Genomic DNA, 21667 nt, shown 5'->3' on the forward strand with positions numbered 1-21667 from the left:
TAAATGAGCGTCCATCTCACCTTCGAGAGCTGAGTTGAGAATACGTTCTAACAATGGAGCTAATGCTCCGTCCTTGCCAAATAAGGCTTCACCACTACGCAACTGCTGAGCTGCTTTCTTGTAATCAATTTCTAAGTTGTCCATAATATAAAAACTGTGTTAAACTACTTTTATTGTAGCTTGACACAGTTTAGTTTACACTCTCGCAATTCAAGAAATGATAGAATCTTTAAAACGGATGCTTGATGAGTAATGTCAGGTAGCCGTTTTGTCATTTCTTACTTCCAGCTCCCTATTTCATACATTTATCCCCCAACTTTCTGTGCAGTTTCGAATAAATTCACTATCTTTGTCTCCCTGAAAACAACTAAAAAATAAAATGTAATGAAGTTATTACCTATTCTTTATTAGAGGAACATTGAAGTCATATTTTCCAAATGCGGTGTCTTATAACCGTTTTGTAGAACTTGAAAGTCGCGTATTCTTCCCTCTCATGTTCTTCCTGGATCTCCTTGCTTTTGGCAGATGTACAGGTATAACCTTTGTTGATTCAACCATGATACCACTATGCCACAATCTCAGGCGTTATGCCAACAAAGTGTTCAAAGGCATTGCCACAGATGGAAAGGGAACAATGGGATGGTGTAATGGGTTCAAGCTACATCTGGCTTGTAATGATAGAGGTGAGATAATTGCTTTTGTTCTCACTGGTGCAAACGTTAGCGACAAAGATCCAGCGGTATTCGATGTGTTGGCTAAACGTCTGTATGGTAAGCTGTTTGCAGATAAAGGCTATATCTCGCAAAAACTCTTCGATTCACTTTTTGAGGAAGGCATCCAGTTGGTAACAGTATTACCCTTTGTTGATTCTTTCCACCAATTCATCTGGTGTAAGTATCTCCATCTTAGAGAAGCCAAACCACTTTTTGCCCAAGTCCTTTATGGATGCTCCTATATGATACACATCATCGTCTATACAAAGGAAGCGGTCATGTGATAAACGGAATGTTTCAACATCAATCGGTGCATATTGAGCATTATGACGGTCTATGTCGAGTTGGAACTGACGGCTTATCTGCTGAGTGTAGATGATTGCAGACACGTTATTGTCTCTTTTATCGAGCAATGTCAGTACAGTCTCGTCAACATAGTTGTCGATAAGGACAATACGTTTCTTCGCACTCTTAATCAAGTCGGACACGAAAGTATAGGCATCATAAACTTGCCCATTGTAGAACACACCTTGTTTCGGTTTTGCATTGCCTTCGTCCAATCTGCGAAACACTTCTTCTATACGTTTGTCGGATTCTTGCAAGTGTTGTTGCATTTCCAATTGATGGTATTCCATAGTTGAGAGACGCTGAAACACTTGGGCATTGTTCTGTAGAAAGTGACGCATTGAAGTGAAAGCTCGCATTATTCGAATATTCACCTCAATCGCAGTGTCTGAACGTAAAACACTACTAAGCATAGCGACTCCGTTTTCAGTAAATACGTAAGGCATGTATTTCAAATGTTGTCCGCGTCCTTCGTTTAAGGTCGCAATTTGCGACCTTAAACATTCTTCCTTGGTCAATTGAAACATGAAATCTTCTGGAAATCGTTTAATATTACGTTTTACTTGCTCATTAAGACGCTTTGTTTCAACGCCATAAAGTGTGGCAAGGTCACGGTCAAGCATAACTTGTTGTCCTCTAATGATTTTTATTAGAGGCTCTATATTGTCAACACCAACCAACTGGTCACTTTTTGTGGTCAGTTCGCTGCTCTCCTTTTTTTCTATTTTATCTGTCATATTTATATTCATTTTTCCAAAATCACAAATTGTGACTTTGAACATTACCATATTTAACAGCATTCAAAGGTAGTGCTTTTAGCCTTTAAGACACTATTGCTATTGCACAACCCCTTTTTTTGAAAAGAACGTAAAATTAATAGTTTTATTGCTGTGATTGTACTTTTATTAATCGAGGTGGTTAAGTTCTATGCAGCTGATGGCAAGCTTATCGGCTCATCTTCTGTCGTGGACGGTACCGCATCCTGCGCTGTATCAGAAACTATGGTTATTGCAAAATTCGGTGATAATGCAATCAAGGTTGCAGTAAAATAAACTATTGTAGATAAAAAGTAAAGAGTTTGATGCACTGAAAATGTGCGTCAAACTCTTTTTCCCGAATATCCTTGTTTTTATAAGCAGCATACAGCTAAAAATAAGATAAGTATAGCTACAGCTACAGACGTAGCACATTCATTTCTTGGATTCTGAGGTCTACCATTGTCATCAAGATAGGTCGTTCCATTATCTCCAAATTTATATCGGCGTGTATCAAATGCCCAACTTAATAATACCGAAATACCAGTCTTTTCTAAATATTCTTTCTTTTCTGTGAATTTCTTGTAGTCAGCAATAGTTGATTTGGCAAGTCGTGTTCTTGTATCTTCAAATAGTTTCGAAAAAGCGTTGGGCTTTATCGTTTAGTCGTTCTTTTGAGTTTGACATTATTTTAGGTATATTGTAATCCTCCTTAATTTTTGTTACTCTAATTTGATGCAAAAATACGATTAATATTTGAAATCACCAAAGTTTTGTGCAGGTTTCTTCCTCCTTTGAATCTATCATGCAAAATAACGACAGGTAAACCAAGGATATATGAAAATAAAATTGTATCTTTGCACCATATTTTATTAAAAAGGCTGCAATATGAAATATCCTATCGGAATACAGAGTTTCGAACAAATCATAGAAGATGATTATGTTTATCTCGATAAGACGGCATTGGTCTATGACTTAGTGACTAATGGTAAAGTCCTAGAAGCTTAATAGGAATAATCAAATGCTGGCAGAATAGGCTGTGATTAATGACGCTGATGGAACAACTATCGTACAACATATTTATACCAACAGAAAGAGGGTGTGTCATAAACTAATGACGCACCCTCTTTCTTATTGATGCTGGGCATCATTTATTAATCTTAGCCTAGCATTAGAAATTCCTGCAGATTATAGGAATTCCAGAATCTTATCGATAAGCTTTTCTACTTTAGAAGAATCGGTAGCCTCATCTAACTTCTGGTTTATCTTTTCTTCTATTTTCTTGCCTACCTTTTCTGCTGCTTTATCCATGGCCTGGTTTGCCTTGTCTTCCAGTCTTTTCTGAACCTTGGCACCAAAACCTTCATCATCAGAAGTATCATTGGAAGAACTGGTGCTTTCATCGTTGGTTCCATCAATGGAAGAGGTGTCGTCGGATGAGGAAGAGTTCATTTCTTCCAGCTGCAGATTGTCGGCACCTTCCAGCGCCTTTACCATATCATCGGCATTCATGGTGTAAACTGTGCCAAGGATACCGAAGCTGACGGTGTGCTGCTTGCCATTAAACTCTACGGTACCTTTAGAACATACAATGTAGTTGTGGTATTCGAAGAGCTGGTTCATGGCTTCATCCATGACGCTGCCCGCCATCATCTTGGCTACCGAGCGGAGGGCTTGAGTGAAGAAATTGTTGTCAGAAGTGCTGGTTGCCTTTTCGATGGCTTTGCCTACTTCCGTGCGAACCTTCTCCTTGTGGGCATCAGCTCCTGGATTGGAAACAGCGAAAACGGCTATGATGAAGACAATCAAGCCGATAATCAGCTTCATTGCCATATGGCTCTTTCGTTTCTTTGGTTGCTGCTGGAAGTTGGCATTCATGGCTGCTCCCTGTTGGAAACCTTGCAGGTAAGCCTGTTGCTGAGCCTGCTGATATGCCTGTTGCTGAGCCTGCTCAGAAGTTTGCTGCTGAGGCTCTTGGTTTTCCTGCTGGTTCGTGGCGTTTGTCTTGTTGGCTTCAACAGCCTCCAGTACAGTTCTCAATTCTTCAACTTTCCAAGCCGGTGTCCAATCTGCCATTCCCTGCTTCCAGACTAATGTTTCTGGGCTGATGGCTTTCTGGACAAGCTGGTCCTGACTGAAAGGACCTGCTTGCTGACCGTTATTGTCTATGATAAAATATTCCATCTTTGTTTTTTAATTTTTGTACATTGAACTTAATGAAGCGGTCTAACCTGTGGTCAAACCGTTTCATGTTAATGTGTAGCTTTCCACCAACCGGTCTTCTCTCTTCCCTTGATAGCTACGCTGTTCTGGCTAGGGTCGGAGATGGAAAGACCGCAATAGTTCTTCACCTTGAAGGTCTTGCCATAAAAACTCATTAAGGCAGTATAGGCTTCATCCGTATGTTCCGCTGCCTTGATGGTGAGCTTTAATTGTGATGTGAACTCATCTTTCAGATAGCCGCTAGGGTAGAGGCTGTCTACGTAAACCGAGAGATCGTAGAAGAGATTTGGCGAGAAACCATCCAGAGGCTGGATAGAGTCGAGTGGCACTGTCGAAGCCAATGTATACTTGCTGTTGATCTCCTTCATGATGCTTGCCAGTTTGTCTATCTGTCGGCAGTCTATTGCAGCCATGTTGCAGTAAGGGACATTGGAGTTCTTGTAGAAGTTGACGATGCCTGATACTGCGCTTGAATAGTTGGGTACAGATGAGCAGAGATAACTCCATATAGTCTTGTATGGGATGCCTTCGCCCATCACTTCGCTGCTGGAACTGATCAGGAAGTTGGTTACATCCTTCAGTTCGTAAGCCGTCTCCACATTGCCCATGTAGCAGGCATCGAAGAGGATGAATTGCATCTTGAGTCCGCTGAGTTTGATGCCTTCGGCCAAGGTGGAAATATCGATGGCATTGTCTGCCTGACTTACGCTTCCAAAGAAGCGGGTGACAGGTTTGTTGGGATCATTGCCAAACTGGATGCCGCTAAAACTGTTGGAAGGAGCATTGGATACAGCATTTTCATCATTTCCATTTCTGATGGAACCGCCTTTTGGTCGTGCCTTATATGGATAATTCACCCAGTCGTTGGCGTAAGTCCATCCGCAACCATGTGCTCCGATAATCAAGGAGTAGTTGAGGGCTTCTGCGTTTTGTCTTACATCGTTCAGCAAGTCAGCGAATCCTTCAGCTGTGCAATGACGGTTGCCTTCGTATTTCTTGATAGGAATACGGTTCACGGTCTTGGTTGTTGCGTCATACTGAAGATCGTAGAGTGTGCTCTGATTGTATTTTTCGGTGAAGAAAACCAAAACTCTTGTATTGGTAAGTCCCTTCTTGTCAACAATGCCAGCGCACATACTGTCTACATTATTTTTCAATTCACTATATAGACCCGATGAGCCCGTATCGCCTGTCCATGGAAAGAAGACGAAAATAGTCTGCTTGTTGACAGTTTCCACATCAACGGCTTCATCGCTACAACTGGTGAAAGTCATAGCAAGCGAAAACAAACATATAAATAAGGTGAAAAGCTTCTTGATCATGTTTCTCTTAAAATATGAAATGTTAAGCGTGAAATGCTAAGTTCAAACACTTAACATTCAACGCTTAACATGACAAATATAATATTATTACTTCTTCTTGAGTTCCTCGATGGTTGCCTTGAGGGCAGCGATCTTCTCTACAGAGTCGCTTTCCTTCTTGCGCTCCAGGGCAACTACCTTCTCAGGAGCGTGAGCTACGAAGTTCTCATTGCTGAGCTTCTTGCGTACACCCATCAGGAAGCCCTCCAGGTGCTTGAGCTGAGCCTCTGCCTTCTCAATCTCGGCTGCCACGTCGATGAGGTCGCCCAATGGAACGGCAAACTCGTCGGTACCTACCATGAAGCTTGATGCATCGGCACTCTTCTCTGCGATGACCTCAATCTTGTCGAGGTTGGCCATCTTTAGAGTTACGTCGTTGTAAGCCTCGAAATCGTTCTTGCCTACTACCTGAAGAGACAACTGCTCCTTCTGGGCAATGTTCTTCTGGTTGCGAACGGTACGAACGCCGGCAATAATCTGCTTCACAGCCTCGATATCTGCTGCCAACTTCTGCTCCTCAGCTGTAGGTGCAGGAATCTCCAGCTTCTCGCGCATGATGCTCTCGCCATCCTTGCGGTCGTAGATGTGCTGCCACAATTCCTCGGTGATGAATGGCATGAATGGATGCAACATCTTCAGGAGGGCATCGAAGAAACGGAGGGTAGCGTCGTAGCTCTTCTGGTCGATAGGCTGGCCGTAAGCTGGCTTCACCATCTCCAGGTACCAAGATGAGAACTCATCCCAGAACAGCTTATATACAGTCATCAAAGCCTCAGAGATACGGTAGTCCTTGAACTGCTTCTGCATCTCTTCGTTCACCTCCTTGAGTTTGGCATCAAACCACTTCACGGCGATTTCTGCACTCTTAGGCTGCTCGATATCTGCAGTCTCCCAACCCTTCACGAGGCGGAAGGCATTCCAGATCTTATTGTTGAAGTTACGTCCCTGCTCGCAAAGGCTCTCGTCGAAGAGGATGTCGTTGCCGGCTGGAGCACTGAGCATCATACCCATACGAACACCGTCGGCACCAAACTTGTCAATCAGATCCAGTGGGTCTGGTGAGTTACCGAGACTCTTGCTCATCTTGCGGCCGAGCTTATCGCGAACGATACCTGTGAAATATACGTGCTTGAATGGCATCTTGCCACGATATTCGTAGCCAGCCATGATCATACGTGCTACCCAGAAGAAGATGATATCCGGACCAGTTACGAGGTCGGAAGTAGGGTAGTAGTAGTTAATCTCCTCGTTGTCTGGATGCTCGATTCCATCAAACAGAGAGATAGGCCACAACCATGAAGAGAACCAAGTGTCGAGGCAGTCGCTCTCCTGCTCAAGATCCTCAGCCTTGATGCTGGCATTCTTCTCCTGAGCGAGCTTCAGAGCCTCCTCTGCAGTCTCAGCTACCACGAAATCCTTCTTGCCGGCATTGTCGAAGTAGTAAGCTGGGATGCGGTGACCCCACCAGAGCTGACGGCTGATACACCAGTCCTTGATGTTCTCCAACCAGTGGCGATAGGTGTTCTTGTACTTCTTAGGATAGAACTCGATGTCATCGTCCATTACTGGAGGGAGGGCGATGTCAGCAAAGTGCTGCATCTTGAGGAACCACTGTGTAGAGAGCTTTGGCTCGATAGGCACATTGGTGCGCTCAGAGAAGCCCACCTTATTATTATAGTCCTCAATCTTCTCCATCAGACCGGCGTTCTGAAGGTCGATGGAAATCTGCTTGCGCACGTCCATGCGGTCCATGCCAACATAGAGACCTGCTGCCTCGCTGATGGTACCGTTGTCGTTGAAGATATCGATGGTTTCCAAACCGTGCTTCAAACCGAGTGCGTGGTCGTTGATATCGTGAGCTGGAGTTACCTTCAAGCAACCGGTACCGAACTCGATATCTACGTATGTATCCTCGATGACAGGAATCTCGCGGTTTACGAGAGGCACAATCACGTGCTTACCCTTCAACCAGGTATTCTTCTTATCCTCTGGGTTGATACACATGGCAGAGTCGCCCATGATGGTCTCAGGACGGGTGGTTGCTACTACTGCATAATATCCCTTCTCATCCTTGTGAATCACGTTCTCCTCGTCCACCTGCTGGCAGTCCTGCTCTACTACATAATACTTCAGATGGTAGAGCTTAGAGTGCTCATCCTTGTAGATAACCTCCTCGTCAGAGAGTGCAGTCTGAGCCTTAGGGTCCCAGTTAACCATGCGCACGCCACGATAGATGAGGCCCTTCTGGTAAAGGTCGCAGAATACGTGGATGACGGCACGGGAACGGGTCTCGTCCATGGTGAATGCTGTGCGGTCCCAGTCGCAGCTGGCACCGAGCTTGCGGAGCTGCTTGAGGATGATGCCACCGTGCTCGTGAGTCCAGTCCCAAGCGTGCTTGAGGAACTCCTCGCGGGTAAGGTCGGTCTTCTTGATACCCTGCTGGGCGAGGCGGTTAACCACCTTAGCCTCGGTAGCGATACTGGCGTGGTCGGTTCCAGGTACCCAACAAGCGTTCTTGCCCTCCATGCGAGCACGGCGAACGAGAATATCCTGGATAGTATTGTTGAGCATGTGTCCCATGTGGAGCACACCCGTTACGTTTGGTGGAGGGATCACCACTGTATAAGGTTCACGACCATCTGGCTTAGAGCTGAAAAGCTTGTTGTCGAGCCAGTACTGATACCATTTACTTTCCACTGCTTGTGGATCGTACTTACTTGCTAATTCCATTCTTAATATGTCTTTTTAATTTTCTAATCTTTTTATCTTCGAAAACTGCCCCAAAAGTTACCGCAAACAATCAATTATACGATAAAATATGCAAGTTTCCTTAAAAATACGGTGCAAAGATACTACTTTTTGAGCGAAAATCATTATCTTTGCATGAAAAAATTGCAGAATGGCTAGTCAGATACCATATTTAGACGTACAAAACCTCACCAAACGATTTGGTGCGCAGGTTCTTTTTGATAAGATTTCCTTCTCTATCGCTGAAGGACAGAAGGTGGGACTCGTGGCACGTAATGGCACGGGAAAGTCTACCTTGATGTCTGTTCTGATGAATAAGGAGGGACATGAAAGCGGTGATATCATCTATCGTCGCGATTTGAAGATTGGATATTTGGAGCAGTCTCCTCAATTCGATCCAGAGGAGAGCGTGCTCGATGCATGTTTCAATCATGAGGGAGACCCGGAGAAGGTGCTCCGTGCCAAGCAGATCCTGACCCAGCTACATATTACCAATATGGAGCAGCCGATGGGGCAGCTTAGCGGGGGACAGCAGAAACGTGTTGCCCTGGCTAATGTGCTGATAGAGGAGCCCGATTTCCTGATGCTCGATGAGCCTACCAACCATCTTGACCTGGAAATGATAGAATGGCTGGAGGGATACTTGAACAGAGGAAACAAGACCATCTTCATGGTTACTCACGACCGTTTCTTCCTGGACAAGGTGTGCAATACCATCCTGGAACTTGACGATAAGACCATCTATACCTATAGAGGCAATTATGCTTACTATCTGGAGAAACGTCAGGAGCGCATGGAGAATCTCCGGGCTGAAATTCAGCATTCCAAGAATCTCTACCGCAGGGAGTTGGACTGGATGCGCCGCCAGCCTCAGGCACGTGGTCATAAGGCTAAGTATCGTGAAGATGCCTTTTATGAACTGGAGAAGGTGGCTAAGCTGCGTATCGAAGACCGACAGGTGCGTCTGAAGGCTTCTACCGTATATATCGGTTCCAAGATATTTGAATGTCAGTATGTAAGCAAGGCTTTCGATGACCGTGGTAAGAAGAAGGTGATACTCGATAACTTCTATTACAACTTTGCCCGATTCGAGAAGATGGGTATTGTGGGTAATAACGGAACGGGTAAGTCTACCTTCATCAAGATGCTCTTGGGTGAAGTTCAGCCGGACAGCGGTAAGTTTGACATCGGTGAGACGGTTCGCTTCGGTTATTTCTCGCAGGAGGGATTGAAGTTCAAGGAAGACCAGAAGGTGATTGATGTCATTACTGAGATTGCCGATTATATCGACTTGGGTAATGGCAAGCACATGACGGCTTCGCAGTTCCTGCAGTTCTTCCTCTTTACTCCAGAAGAGCAGCACAACTACGTATATAAGTTGAGTGGAGGCGAGAAGCGCAAGCTCTATCTCTGTACGGTGCTGATGAGGAATCCTAACTTCCTGGTTCTCGATGAGCCTACCAACGACCTTGATATCCAGACACTCCAGGTACTGGAGGAATACTTGCAGGATTTCGCCGGTTGCGTTATCGTAGTAAGTCACGACCGCTATTTCATGGACAAGGTAGTGGATCATCTTCTGGTGTTCAAGGGCGAGGGCGAGATACAGGATTTCCCTGGCAACTATACCCAATACCGTGACTGGAGCCGATTGCAGGAGAAGGATGAGACAGAGAAAGCTGCGGCTAAAACTGCCAGCAATAATGCTGCAGTCAATGATGGCGCCGGCACAGCCAAGCGTGACGCCAACTTTGAGAACAAGCGCAAGATGAGCTACAAGGAGAAGCGTGAATATGAACAGCTGACCCAGGAAATTGATAAGCTTACCGAAGAGCAGAAAAAATTGGAAGAGGCCCTTTGCAGCGGAACGCTTTCGGTAGATGAACTGACGGAAAAGAGCAAGCGACTGCCGGAAATCAAGGATGAACTTGATGAGAAGGAAATGAGATGGCTGGAATTGTCAGAGATGCTATAGACTTTGAACTTTGAACATTGAACTTTGAGGTTTGAACATTGAACTTTTGATTAGTTCGTTTGCTGACATTTAGTGATTAACATAATAATAGAAAACATAACGATGGAAATTAAGAAATCTGAATTTACAATATCTGCTCCACGAGTGAGCATGTGTCCAAAGGATAATAAGGCTGAGTACGCCTTTATCGGTCGAAGCAATGTGGGTAAGTCTAGTCTTATCAATATGCTTTGCAATCATAAAGGTTTAGCTAAAACTTCAGCCACACCGGGTAAGACGTTGCTGATCAATCACTTCATTATCAATAATGAATGGTATCTGGTTGACCTTCCCGGCTATGGATTTGCCAAGCGCTCCAAGACTGTCCAGAAGCAGTTGGAGCAGATGATCAGCAGCTATATCCTTCAGCGCCCTCAGTTGGCAAACGTCTTTGTTCTTATCGACGTACGCCATGACCAGCAGAAGATTGACCGTGAATTCGTAGACTGGTTGGGCGAAAGCAATGTGCCATTCTGTATCGTTTTCACCAAGGCAGATAAGTTGGGACCGGTAAAGGCTCGTATGAATGCCGAGAAATGGATGCATGCATTGGAAGATCGCTGGGAAGAGCTTCCTCCTTACTTTATTACTAGTAGTGAGAAAAAGATGGGACGCGACGAAGTACTCGATTATATTGACGAGATCAACAAGTCGCTTGCTGGAGAATAAAAATCATCGAAACGTATGAAACAGATTAATTGGGGATTTATCGGCTGCGGAGAAGTAACCGAAAAGAAGAGCGGACCGGCCTTCAATGAGGTGGAAGGTTCGCAGGTTGTGGCAGTGATGAGCCGTAGCGAGAACAAGGCTCGTAGTTATGCTGAGCGTCATCATATCCGTAAATGGTATACGGATGCCCAGGAATTGATAGATGACCCTGATGTAAATGCCATCTATATCGCTACGCCGCCATCGTCTCATGCCACCTTTGCCATCATGGCAATGCGTGCAGGCAAGCCTGTTTATATAGAAAAGCCATTGGCAGCAAGCTATAACGACTGTATCCGTATCAATCGTATCAGTGAGCAGACTGGTGTTCCTTGCTTTGTGGCTTATTACCGTCGTTATCTTCCATATTTCCAGAAAGTGAAGGAGATCATTGAAAACGGTACCATCGGTAAGGTAATCAATGTTCAGATAAGGTTCTCTGTGCCTCCTCGTGACCTTGACTATAAAAACGAAAAGGAATTGCCTTGGAGGTTGCAGCCGGATATTGCGGGTGGAGGTTATTTCTATGATTTGGCCCCACACCAGATTGATTTGTTGCAGAATATTTTCGGTGTTATCACCCGTGCACATGGTTATCCTGCCAATCGTGCTCATCTCTACAAGGCAGAGGATACCGTTTCAGCTTGTTTCTTCTTCGAAAATGGGGTTACGGGCAGTGGAAGCTGGTGCTTTGTGGGACATGAGAGTGCAAAGGAAGACCGTATCGAGATTATCGGTGATAAGGGCTCCTTGTCTTTTTCGGTATTTACATATGAACCTATTGTTCTCATCACCAGTGAAGGAAAACAGAGTATTACCGTACCAAATCCTTCCTATGTGCAATTGCCGATGATCAAGCATGTCATAGAGCATTTGCAGGGCATCGGGCATTGCGACTGTACGAGTATCTCGGCTACACCGGTTAACTGGGTGCTAGACCGTGTTTTGTGGAAGAATTAGACTTAAAATAAAAAAGTCTCTGTATGAGAAAAATTTGTTTTTTGTGGATGATGTTAACCTTTTTTCTGCTGCCTGTAGGAGCAGCAGAAGAGGAATCTTTGTCTGCAAAAGACAATGAAAAGAGGGTGGAGGTGGCAGACACCCTTTTTGTACGCCATCTTTTCAATTCTACCATGTTTAAGCACAACTCCACGGATAGCCTGATAAGAACCCGTCATAAGCGGACTTTCTTTCATCAGGTGGGCAACGTCTTTACCCGCTTTTTCCGGGAATTCAATACCACCGATTCTTCCTATATCGAAGACCAGCATTACAACTATACAGTAATGCTGCAGAATACGAATACCTACGAGATTTATACCTTGCGCAACAAGGAGGGACAGAGCATTACCTTTGCCCCTGACCCTTCCTGGCGATTAGGTCCGTATCTGGGATGGCGATGGGTATTCCTGGGTTATACTTTCGACTTGAAGCATATCAATGCCAATAACAGTCATACGAATAAAAAGGAGTTTGACTTGAGTCTCTACAGCAGTCTGCTGGGTGTTGATCTCTTCTGGCGTCAGACAGGTAATGATTATCATGTCAAGCGCATGAATCTGGGAGAATATATCAACTGTAATGCGATGAGAAAGGCGCCTTTCGGGGGATTTAAATCGAGTATCAAGGGGCTCAACCTTTACTATATCTTTAATCATCGAAGATTCTCTTATCCAGCTGCTTATGCACAGAGTACCGTACAGCGCAGAAGTGCCGGTTCCATGCTCCTGGGCATCGGATATACCCAACACAAACTGGAAGTGGATTGGGACAAGCTCACCCAGCTTGTTGATGATTGCTTGAACCAGGGTGTTCCTCCTGGAGAGCAGGCTAAGATAGACAGTAGCCTGATGTTTTCGCAGGTGAAGTATAGTGATATCAATGTAAGTTGTGGCTATGCTTATAACTGGGTGTTCGCCAAGAATTGGCTTTTCAATGCCTCGCTCTCGGTGGGGCTTGCCTACAACCAGTCTACCTCGGATACCGAAAGTGAACATTTCGACATCATGAACTTCCGTTTCAGGAATGTCAACTTGGATGGTATAGGAAGATTTGGAGTAGTATGGAACAATACCCGATGGTATGCGGGCATGAGTACTATCATCCATTCTTATAATTATAGAAAATCTCAGTTTTCTACCAATAATTCCTTCGGTTCGGTAAATCTGTATTTCGGAGTTAATTTTGGAAGAAAACGTAATCATTAAAACTGTAGGAAGATGAAAATTCTAAAGAGAATATCTGTATTAGTTTTGGCTGTCTTGTCGTTGATGCCATCTATGGCAAAGAGTGGTGTTGTGTATCAGCGCCAGGACAGTATTCGTATCGTCAACTTGTTGAAGCAGGCAAAAGCCTTGAAGACGAAACCTGCCAACTGGATGTTGTGGTTTGGCAAGCAGTTTGTGGGGATTCCATACGTTGGAGGTACCTTGGATAGGACAAAGGAAGAGGTTCTCATCGTGAATACACGTGAACTCGACTGTACCACCTATGTAGAGATGGTGACAGCCCTGACGATGTGCGCCCAGAAGCATGAAACCTCCTTTGCTTCCTTCTGCGAACATTTGAAGCACGTGAGATATGTAGGCGGGGAAGTATCTTATGTGAAGCGCCAGCATTATTTTACCATTTGGATGGACGATAATGAAAAGGAGGGTATTGTCAGAAACATCGCTCCTAATCCGCCATTTACTGCCGTCCAGACCGTCAATGTCAACTGGATGTCTACTCATACATCGAGCTATAAGATGCTTTCTGCTCATCCTGAGTGGAAAGCAGGCATTCGCCAGTTGGAGAAGAGCGTAAACGGGAAAAAATACCGTTATGTTCCCAAATCGACCATTGCCAATAACCAGATATTCAGAAAGGCTATTCATGACGGTGACATCATCGTGATTGTTACCAACAAGAAAGGATTGGACACCACGCATATCGGTCTGGCTTCCTGGCACAGGGACGGACTCCACCTGCTCAATGCGAGCAGTATACATAAAAAAGTAATAGACGAACCGATGACACTGTATACCTATATGCAGAAACATCCGGTGCAGATTGGCATCAGGGTATGTAGGGTGCTGTAATTTGGCACGCTATTTGTATAAGCCATAGCAAACATAAAAAATAAAATAATAACATTAAAAGATATAATAACTATGGCACAGAAAGGTAATATCGGTGTAACGACAGAGAACATTTTCCCTGTCATCAAGAAATTCTTATATTCAGATCATGACATCTTCCTCCGTGAGATGGTTTCCAACGCTGTGGATGCTACACAGAAGTTGAAGACTCTTGCTGCCCAGGGCGACTTCAAGGGTGAGATAGGTGACACTACCGTTCGCATTTCTCTCGACGAGAAGGCTGGTACCCTCACTATCAGCGACCGTGGTATCGGTATGACAGAGGAGGAAATCGATAAATATATCAACCAGATTGCATTCTCTGGTGTAACAGACTTCCTCGACAAGTATAAGGAGAATGCCAATGCCATCATCGGTCACTTCGGTCTCGGTTTCTATTCTTCTTTCATGGTAGCCAGCAAGGTGGAAATCATCACCAAGAGCTACAAAGAGGGTAGCAAGGCTGTAAAGTGGAGCTGCGACGGTTCACCAGCTTTCGAAATTGAGGACGCTGACAAGGCTGACCGCGGTTCAGATATCGTTCTCCATATCGCTGACGACTGCAAGGAATTTCTCCAGAAGAGCAAGATTGAGGAACTCCTGAACAAGTACTGCAAGTTTATGGCAGTGCCTGTAGCCTTCGGCAAGAAGACTGAGTGGAAGGACGGCAAGAACGTGGAGACAGACGAGGATAACATTATTAATAATGTAGAGCCTCTCTGGACCAAGACTCCTAGCACCTTGAAGGATGAGGACTACAAGAAGTTTTATCATACTCTCTATCCAATGCAGGACGATCCATTGTTCTGGATTCACCTGAACGTAGATTTCCCATTCAACCTGACGGGTATTCTCTACTTCCCACGCATCAAGAACAGCATCGACATGCAGCGCAACAAGATTCAGCTGTATTGCAACCAGGTATTCGTAACAGACCAGGTAGAGGGCATCGTTCCTGAGTTCCTGACCCTGTTGCATGGTGTTATCGACTCACCGGATATCCCATTGAACGTGAGCCGCAGCTACTTGCAGAGCGACAGCAACGTGAAGAAGATTTCTACCTACATCACCAAGAAGGTGGCAGACCGCTTGAACTCTATCTTCAAGGAGAACCGTAAGGAATTCGAGGAGAAGTGGGATGACCTCAAACTCTTCATCAACTACGGTATGCTTTCACAGGATGACTTCTACGACCGCGCCAAGGACTTCGCTCTCCTGAAGGATGTGGAGGGTAAGTACTTCACTTACGAGGAGTACAAGACACTCATCAAGGACAACCAGACCGATAAGGATGGCAACCTGGTATATCTCTATGCCAACAACAAGGAGGAGCAGTACTCTTACATCGAGGCTGCCAAGCAGAAGGGTTACTCAGTGCTTCTGATGGAAGGTCAGCTGGATACCCCAATGGTGAATATGCTGGAGCAGAAGTTGGAGAAGAGCCGCTTCACCCGTGTGGATGCGGATATCATTGACCGACTCATCGTAAAGGAAGATGCCAAGAAGACAGATTTGACAAAAGACCAATCTGACAACTTGACAGAAGTATTCCGTTCTCAGATGCCTAAGCTCGACAAGGCAGAGTTCTTTGTAGAGATTCAGGCTTTGGGCGAGCAGAACCAGCCAGTGCTCATCACCCAGAATGAGTACATGCGCCGTATGAAGGCGATGAGCCAGTTCCAGACAGGCATGAACTTCTACGGTCAGATGCCAGACAGCTACAACATCGTGTTGAACTCCGACCATGCTTTGGTGAAGAAGGTATTGGAGGATGCTGAGGCTAATACAGCAGATGCATTGAAGCCAATCCTTGCTGAAATCAAGGGTCAGGAGGCTCGTCTTGCAGTACTTCATCAGGAGCAGGGCAAGAAGAAGCCAGAGGAGATTACCCAGGAAGAGAAGGATGATGTTCACAATACAGAGAAGGCTATCAGCGATGAGAAGGCAAAGCGCAATGATATCATCTCGGGTTATGCCAAGAACAACAACATTGTTCATCAGCTTATCGACCTCGCCCTGTTGCAGAACGGTATGCTGAAGGGTGCTTCTCTTGATGCTTTCCTGAAGAGAAGTGTGGATATGATCAAGTAATTGGGGCTTTATTAAAGTGTATATTACTTTACGAAATGTAACATTGAAGGTTACAAATTGTTTCTAGATATGTGCTAAATGTTTCAAAGCAGACATTTAGCACATTTTTTTATCTCATTTCTTTGGTGATGCTATCTGTTTTTCGTACCTTTGCAATACAATTAATGTAAAAACATAATAATCAAAACCACCATCATGGAACAGAACATTGAATCTAAGCACAGCATCATTGCTGAATACTATACAGAGTGCTACGTCGAATTGAAAGGTTTTGTAGCTTCTCGCTTGCTGGGGGATGAAAAAGCCGAGCAGGCAGAAGATATCGTGCAGAATGTTTTCGTGCGCTTGTTGAAGATGGATTGTATGATTACACGTATTACTTTACCTTGTCTGGTATATACTATAGCACGCAATCTTATTCTGGATTATTGGCGTCACAGGCACTGTCTGGAAAAATATGAGTATGTGGTCCGGAATACTGATTGGCAGAACAGGTATGTAGATGATGTTGCTACCATCTATTCTGCCCATGAGATTCAGGCGAAACTGGAAAATGGTATTGCACAACTTTCAGAGAAGCAAAGTAGTGTCTATAGGTTAAACCTGGAAGGAATGACAGTGAAGGACATTGCTCTCCACCTGAACATCAAATATAAGTGTGCAGAGCATTATTTAGGTAATGCGCGTAAGAGTGTACGAAGATACGTAAAAGAGGAAATGGCTTCTTAGTTTTTATATGTGTGTAAGAAAGAAATATGTGTATAAGATAGAAAATATGTGTGTAAAATAGAAAAAGGTGTCAGCAATCTCGTCAGAGAATGGCTGGCACCTTTTTGGTTAGTTTTGCTTGAAGGCGACAACATGAGTCAGCGCCTTGTCCATATAGAATGTCTGTGTGAGCTCTTGCTGTTTGCCATCTTTGTCGGTCAGCTTATAAGTGGCCCTTATATATAATAAGGTGTCGGTAATGGCATTGTCATTATAGCTGATGTCTTTCTTGATGTATGGCAAAGTGCTCATCTCCTTGCGCATTGATTTTACTTTATCTATGTCAATCATGGCAGTAGGAGTGAGATTGCTGAATCGCTCATAGCTGCAGTCGTTGTCCGTGGCAAGGTTCTCATTCAGGAAATCCTTGACCAGTGACTTGGCCTTGTACTGGTCTCCACAGGAGGTGAGAGCCAATACGAAGCCCAATGTCAATACATATAATATCTTTTTCATATCCTGAGAATGTGGGAAATGAAACAATATCTGTTGTTATTTAACGCTGCGCAGAATGTCCAGCAAGTGATCCCATACCATCTGGACGGTAGGAATCAGAAGAGCCTCGTCTGGAGTGTGGACATTGCGAAGAGTAGGACCGAAGCTTACCATATCGAGGTCTGGGTAACGCTCAGAGAAGAGACCGCACTCCAGACCGGCATGGATGCCCTTTACCAATGGCTTCTTGCCGAAGAGCTTTTCGTAACTCTTCACGGTGATGTCGGTCAGCTTGCTGTTGGCACGCATCTTCCATGCTGGGTATTTTCCGCCAACGTTTACCTCGGCTCCAGCCAGGAGGAATGCTGCCTTTACAGTGTTGGTCATATTATCCAGGTTGCTCATCACGTTACTGCGCTGAGAAGCCACGATGTGGATGCTGTTCCCGTCGGTAGCAACGCTTGCCACATTGCTGGAAGTCTCTACCATCTCGGCGAGTGCCTCGTCCTGACAGTTGGTAAGAGGACCATTGTCTACAGCCTGCAAAGCCATGATGAACTTGTCTGCAACGGTCTTCTCGATGACAGGAGCAGCATCGGCAGAACCCATGTTGAACTGCATAGACTGTTCTGTAACATGGAATTCATCCTCTACTTCAGAAGCGAAGATGTTCCAATCAGCACGTACCTGCTCTTTAGCTTCATTCTTGACAGCGAAGACAATCTTGCCGTCACGAGGGATGGCATTGTGCATCTTTCCGCTGTTGAAGCTAACCAGACGGAGTTCACCACCCAGCTTCTCATTCTCCAGGAAGAGGAAACGTGCAAGCAACTTGATGGCATTGGCGCGCTTCTTGTTGATGTCATCGCCTGAGTGACCACCGTTGAGACCCTTCAGGGCAGCCTCCATGAAGAAATAACCTGCAGGAGCCTCCTCGCGGTTGAAGTGGAAGGTAGCCTTGGTAGTCTGGCCGCCTGCACATGATACGAAAATCTGTCCCTCATCCTCTGAATCGAGGTTGATGAGCATCTTGCCGGTCATGAAACCAGCCTTCATGCCAACGGCACCTGTCAATCCTGTTTCCTCATCACGGGTGAAGACGCACTCGATAGGACCATGCTCGATATCGTCGGCAGCGAGGATGGCAAGTTCGATGGCACAGCCGATACCGTCGTCAGCACCGAGGGTAGTACCCTTTGCCTTCAGCCATTCACCGTCTACGTAGGTCTGGATGGCATCCTTATGGAAGTCGAACTCTACGTCTACCAATTTATCGCAAACCATATCCATGTGGCTCTGGAGGATGATGGTATCAGCGTTCTCATATCCTGGAGTTGCAGCCTTGCGAATGAGAACGTTTCCTGTTTCGTCGACCAGAGTCTCGAGCTGATGGCTTTTGCCGAATTCCTTCAAGTACTCAATCATGTTTTCCTCATGCTTGGAAGGGCGAGGTATTTCGTTGATTTTAGCGAACTGCTCAAACACGAGAGCAGGTTTTAATTCTTTTTTTTCCATTTATTGATATATTTATGTTATTTTGTTTTGAATTTTCTATTATTTCTTTATTTTATTTTGAGTTTTCCTCGAAAAATCGTACCTTTGCAACGCGAAGTGCACTAAGGCACTGCAAAGGTAATAAAAATGGTAAAATTAATGTTATTAAGTCTGTTAATAATTGCTATAGCAATGGCATTATTTAGCGTGAAATTGATTTTCAAAAAGAATGGTAAGTTCTCTTCCCAGCATGTTCACGATAATCCGGGCTTGCGCAAGATGGGCATCCACTGTGTGGTAGATCAGGATCGCGAGGCGCGTGAAGCCAATAAGGCTTATTAGAAATATGAATGAATTGAATTTACCGGGAGTAAGAAATTAATAAGTAGAAATATAAATTATAAAATACTAGAAAATGAAAAAGAACATTTTGAGTTCAGTGGCTATTGCTGCTGTTGCTGCTTTGTCATTGGCATCTTGCAACAAGTCACAGCCTCAGGTTGAGGCTAAGTCAGAGACTAAGGCTTCTACGGGGTTGAAGGTTGCATACGTTGAGGTTGACTCAATCATGACTCAGTATACCTTTGCTAAGGAGTATTCTTCTATCTTGGAGAAGAAGGGTCAGAATATTCAGGCTACTATCGCACAGAAGGGGCAGCAGTTGCAGGCTGCTGCTGCTAATTTCCAGCAGAAGATTCAGCAGAACGCATATACTCGTGAGCAGGCTGAGGCTATTCAGGCTGGTCTTCAGAAGCAGAACAATGACCTTCAGGGATTGCAGCAGCGTTTGAGCAATGAGTTTGCTGCTGAGCAGGACAAGTATAACAAGGCTCTCCACGACAGCATTGCCAACTATCTCAATAGATATAACAAGGAAAAGAAGTATAGCATCATCTTCTCTAAGAGTGGTGATAACCTGCTCTATGCTGATAAGGTTTTGGATATTACCAACGAGGTTATTGCTGGCTTGAACAAGGCTTACAAGGGTAAGTTGAAGGGTGCAGAGAAAACTCCTGCTAAAAAATAAACAATATGCTTCGTAACGAAAGATATAATTTTATATTGAATCACTTCAGAGATGCGCTGCCGAATGTGACTACCGAGTTGCAATTCGGTAGCGCATTTCAGCTTTTGGTGGCTACCTTGCTTTCGGCCCAATGTACCGATAAGCGTATCAATATGGTTACTCCGGCTCTTTTTGCCCGTTATCCCGATGCTCTGCACATGGCGCAGGCGAGTGAGGAGGATATTTATGAACTGATCAGTTCCGTCAGCTATCCCAATGCCAAGGCAAAGCATCTTGCCCAGATGTCCCGTCAATTGGTGGAGATGTTTGGGGGCGAAGTGCCTGAGGCGACTGATGATCTGGTGAAGTTGGCTGGAGTGGGGCGCAAGACTGCGAACGTGATTCGTGCCGTATGGTTCGGCTATGCTACGATGGCGGTGGATACGCATGTCTATCGTGTGAGCCATCGTATGGGATTGGTGCCCCGCACGGCAGATACGCCTCGCAAGGTAGAGGATTATCTGATGAAGCATATTCCTGCAGAGGATATTCCGAATGCTCATCATTGGATTCTGCTGCATGGCAGATATATCTGCAAGAGTGCCAAGCCGCTTTGTGATAAATGCTTTTTCAATGAGCATTGCCCTAAACTATTAAAGGACAGTAAACTTTAGGTAATAATTAGTGATTAGTTAGTAGTGATTAGTTTGTTAATCACTAATCACTACTAACTAATCACTAATTAAAGTTTTATGGTTTTATTCATCAGATAGTTATCCAGGATAACCATGGCTGCCATTGCCTCTACTACTGGTACGGCTCTTGGCAATACGCATGGATCATGTCGGCCGCGGGCTGTAAGCTTGGTCGGATTTCCTTCCAAATCCACAGTGTCCTGTTTCATCAATAGGGTGGCTACAGGCTTGAATGCTACCCGGAAATAGATATCCTGACCATTGCTCAAACCGCCCTGGATACCTCCGCTATGATTGCTTCTGGTCGTGATGCGGGTTGCAACATCCTGGTTGATGGATTTATCTGCAGCCTGATTTGTATTTTCATCCTTCGGAACAAACACATCATTCTGTTCGCTTCCACGAGCGGTAACGCCAGCAAATCCCTCTCCATATTCAAAACCCTTCACGGCATTGATGCCGAGCATGGCTGCACCCAGTTGTGCATGGAGCTTGTCGAATTCCGGTTCACCCAGTCCCGCAGGGCATCCCTTGATTACGCATGTGATGATGCCTCCAATGGTATCACCGTCGGCTTTAACCTGGGCAATGAGGTCTTCCATCTCCTTGGCTTTAGCCTGGTCCGGACAACGTACCGGATTGTCTTCGATGGTGTTGAGGTCATACTGATGGTAATCTTTCTCCAAAGCGATGTTTCCCACCTGCGATGTGTAGGCAGTGATGCTGATGCCCAGCTGGCGGAGTGCCAACTTGGCAAGGGCGCCACCCACGCAGCGTGAGATGGTGATGCGGGCAGATGAGCGTCCGCCTCCACGATGGTCTCTGATGCCATACTTCTCGTTGTAGGTGAAGTCGGCATGTGATGGGCGAAACAGACAGCGCATGTTCTCATAGTCTTGAGAATGCTGGTTCTGGTTTCGTACTTCAAAGCCGATAGGTGTTCCCGTTGACTTTCCCTCGAAGACACCACTTAGAAATTCCACCTTGTCTGCTTCCTTTCGGGCAGTAGTAATGTGACTTTGTCCAGGGCGTCGACGATTCAGTTCGCTCTGGATAAAGTCCATGTCTATGTCAATGCCAGCAGGGAAACCGTCGATGACGCCTCCTACAGCTATGCCGTGACTCTCTCCGAAAGTGGTGAGAGTGAAAAGATTGCCAAATGTATTCCTCATTGTCCTATGTATGATATAGA

Annotated in this window: 18 protein-coding genes and 3 pseudogenes; 13 read left to right on the forward strand and 8 right to left on the reverse strand. The window is 45.1% G+C overall.

Annotated elements, in window-relative coordinates; translation table 11 throughout:
- Nucleotides 1-144: pseudogene (locus ACTQ53_RS02975) on the reverse strand (IS256 family transposase); the annotation flags it as partial.
- 247 nt (nucleotides 145-391) lie between these two features.
- Between ACTQ53_RS02975 and ACTQ53_RS02980 the strand changes: the two are divergent.
- Nucleotides 392-856 (forward strand): annotated as a pseudogene (locus ACTQ53_RS02980) (IS982 family transposase); the annotation flags it as partial.
- Here the strand turns inward: ACTQ53_RS02980 and ACTQ53_RS02985 are convergent.
- Complete coding sequence (locus ACTQ53_RS02985; protein WP_441931973.1) at nucleotides 854-1795, reverse strand: ORF6N domain-containing protein; 942 nt, start codon at nucleotides 1793-1795, stop codon at nucleotides 854-856. The pseudogene ACTQ53_RS02980 and the gene ACTQ53_RS02985 sit on opposite strands and share 3 nt — an antisense overlap.
- A 153-nt stretch (nucleotides 1796-1948) precedes the next feature.
- On the opposite strand from ACTQ53_RS02985, the gene ACTQ53_RS02990 reads away from it, so the two are divergent.
- Both ACTQ53_RS02990 and ACTQ53_RS02995 read left to right on the forward strand, forming a co-directional pair.
- Nucleotides 1949-2110 carry a hypothetical protein gene (locus ACTQ53_RS02990; RefSeq protein ID WP_441931975.1) on the forward strand — a complete coding sequence of 54 codons (162 nt, stop codon included), beginning with the start codon at nucleotides 1949-1951 and terminating at the stop codon, nucleotides 2108-2110.
- A 591-nt stretch (nucleotides 2111-2701) separates the two neighbouring features.
- Nucleotides 2702-2806: pseudogene (locus ACTQ53_RS02995) on the forward strand (AAA family ATPase); the annotation flags it as partial.
- Between the two features lie 195 nt (nucleotides 2807-3001).
- On the opposite strand, the gene ACTQ53_RS03000 reads toward ACTQ53_RS02995, so the two are convergent.
- The 3 genes from ACTQ53_RS03000 to ACTQ53_RS03010 all read right to left on the reverse strand — a co-directional run bounded on the left by ACTQ53_RS03000 (nucleotide 3002) and on the right by ACTQ53_RS03010 (nucleotide 8127).
- A complete protein-coding gene (locus tag ACTQ53_RS03000) occupies nucleotides 3002-3997 on the reverse strand; it encodes a GYF domain-containing protein (protein WP_441931976.1) in 996 nt (331 codons plus the stop codon).
- 68 nt (nucleotides 3998-4065) lie between these two features.
- Nucleotides 4066-5358: a clostripain-related cysteine peptidase gene (locus ACTQ53_RS03005; RefSeq protein WP_441931977.1), complete on the reverse strand. Its 1293-nt coding sequence runs from the start codon at nucleotides 5356-5358 to the stop codon at nucleotides 4066-4068.
- 87 nt (nucleotides 5359-5445) lie between these two features.
- Nucleotides 5446-8127 carry a valine--tRNA ligase gene (locus ACTQ53_RS03010; protein ID WP_264949946.1) on the reverse strand — a complete coding sequence of 894 codons (2682 nt, stop codon included), beginning with the start codon at nucleotides 8125-8127 and terminating at the stop codon, nucleotides 5446-5448.
- 169 nt (nucleotides 8128-8296) lie between these two features.
- Here ACTQ53_RS03010 and ACTQ53_RS03015 point away from each other — a divergent pair, with 169 nt between their 5' ends.
- The 7 genes from ACTQ53_RS03015 to ACTQ53_RS03045 all read left to right on the forward strand — a co-directional run bounded on the left by ACTQ53_RS03015 (nucleotide 8297) and on the right by ACTQ53_RS03045 (nucleotide 16806).
- Nucleotides 8297-10120 (forward strand): ABC-F family ATP-binding cassette domain-containing protein, encoded by a 1824-nt coding sequence (locus tag ACTQ53_RS03015; RefSeq protein ID WP_441931979.1) that lies wholly within the window; start codon nucleotides 8297-8299, stop codon nucleotides 10118-10120.
- Nucleotides 10121-10222: 102 nt separating this feature from the next.
- Nucleotides 10223-10828 (forward strand): ribosome biogenesis GTP-binding protein YihA/YsxC, encoded by a 606-nt coding sequence (yihA, locus tag ACTQ53_RS03020; protein WP_153122788.1) that lies wholly within the window; start codon nucleotides 10223-10225, stop codon nucleotides 10826-10828.
- 15 nt (nucleotides 10829-10843) lie between these two features.
- Nucleotides 10844-11827, forward strand: a complete 984-nt coding sequence (locus ACTQ53_RS03025; protein ID WP_294968118.1) for a Gfo/Idh/MocA family protein — start codon at nucleotides 10844-10846, stop codon at nucleotides 11825-11827.
- Between the two features lie 23 nt (nucleotides 11828-11850).
- A complete protein-coding gene (locus ACTQ53_RS03030; protein WP_441931981.1) occupies nucleotides 11851-13074 on the forward strand; it encodes a DUF4421 domain-containing protein in 1224 nt (407 codons plus the stop codon).
- Nucleotides 13075-13086: 12 nt separating this feature from the next.
- Entirely contained in the window at nucleotides 13087-13947 is an 861-nt protein-coding gene (locus ACTQ53_RS03035) for an N-acetylmuramoyl-L-alanine amidase-like domain-containing protein (protein WP_295347385.1), read from the forward strand.
- A gap of 72 nt (nucleotides 13948-14019) precedes the next feature.
- The gene (gene htpG, locus ACTQ53_RS03040) at nucleotides 14020-16077 is read left to right on the forward strand and encodes a molecular chaperone HtpG (RefSeq protein WP_295347387.1); all 2058 of its coding nucleotides are present in this window, start codon (nucleotides 14020-14022) and stop codon (nucleotides 16075-16077) included.
- Between the two features lie 195 nt (nucleotides 16078-16272).
- The gene (locus ACTQ53_RS03045) at nucleotides 16273-16806 is read left to right on the forward strand and encodes an RNA polymerase sigma factor (RefSeq protein WP_441931982.1); all 534 of its coding nucleotides are present in this window, start codon (nucleotides 16273-16275) and stop codon (nucleotides 16804-16806) included.
- A 108-nt stretch (nucleotides 16807-16914) separates the two neighbouring features.
- On the opposite strand, the gene ACTQ53_RS03050 is transcribed toward ACTQ53_RS03045, so the two are convergent.
- Together ACTQ53_RS03050 and ACTQ53_RS03055 are read right to left on the reverse strand one after the other, a co-directional pair.
- Nucleotides 16915-17301: a hypothetical protein gene (locus tag ACTQ53_RS03050; RefSeq protein ID WP_294968126.1), complete on the reverse strand. Its 387-nt coding sequence runs from the start codon at nucleotides 17299-17301 to the stop codon at nucleotides 16915-16917.
- A gap of 36 nt (nucleotides 17302-17337) precedes the next feature.
- Nucleotides 17338-18795 carry an aminoacyl-histidine dipeptidase gene (locus tag ACTQ53_RS03055; protein WP_441931984.1) on the reverse strand — a complete coding sequence of 486 codons (1458 nt, stop codon included), beginning with the start codon at nucleotides 18793-18795 and terminating at the stop codon, nucleotides 17338-17340.
- A 126-nt stretch (nucleotides 18796-18921) separates the two neighbouring features.
- Here ACTQ53_RS03055 and ACTQ53_RS03060 point away from each other — a divergent pair, with 126 nt between their 5' ends.
- The 3 genes from ACTQ53_RS03060 (at nucleotide 18922) to nth (ending at nucleotide 20454) form a co-directional block, all read left to right on the forward strand.
- Nucleotides 18922-19116 (forward strand): hypothetical protein, encoded by a 195-nt coding sequence (locus ACTQ53_RS03060; protein ID WP_217759863.1) that lies wholly within the window; start codon nucleotides 18922-18924, stop codon nucleotides 19114-19116.
- Between the two features lie 73 nt (nucleotides 19117-19189).
- Nucleotides 19190-19801, forward strand: a complete 612-nt coding sequence (locus ACTQ53_RS03065; RefSeq protein WP_218416334.1) for an OmpH family outer membrane protein — start codon at nucleotides 19190-19192, stop codon at nucleotides 19799-19801.
- Between the two features lie 5 nt (nucleotides 19802-19806).
- Nucleotides 19807-20454, forward strand: coding sequence for an endonuclease III (nth, locus tag ACTQ53_RS03070; protein WP_294968131.1), 648 nt, complete (start codon nucleotides 19807-19809; stop codon nucleotides 20452-20454).
- A 68-nt stretch (nucleotides 20455-20522) separates the two neighbouring features.
- Here the strand turns inward: nth and aroC are convergent, their stop codons facing one another.
- The gene (gene aroC / locus ACTQ53_RS03075; protein WP_441931985.1) at nucleotides 20523-21647 is read right to left on the reverse strand and encodes a chorismate synthase; all 1125 of its coding nucleotides are present in this window, start codon (nucleotides 21645-21647) and stop codon (nucleotides 20523-20525) included.
- Nucleotides 21648-21667: the final 20 nt, after the last annotated feature.

Origin of the sequence: Prevotella sp. Sow4_E9_plate, from assembly GCF_052116205.1 — a bacterium.
Taxonomy (GTDB): Bacteria; Bacteroidota; Bacteroidia; order Bacteroidales; family Bacteroidaceae; genus Prevotella.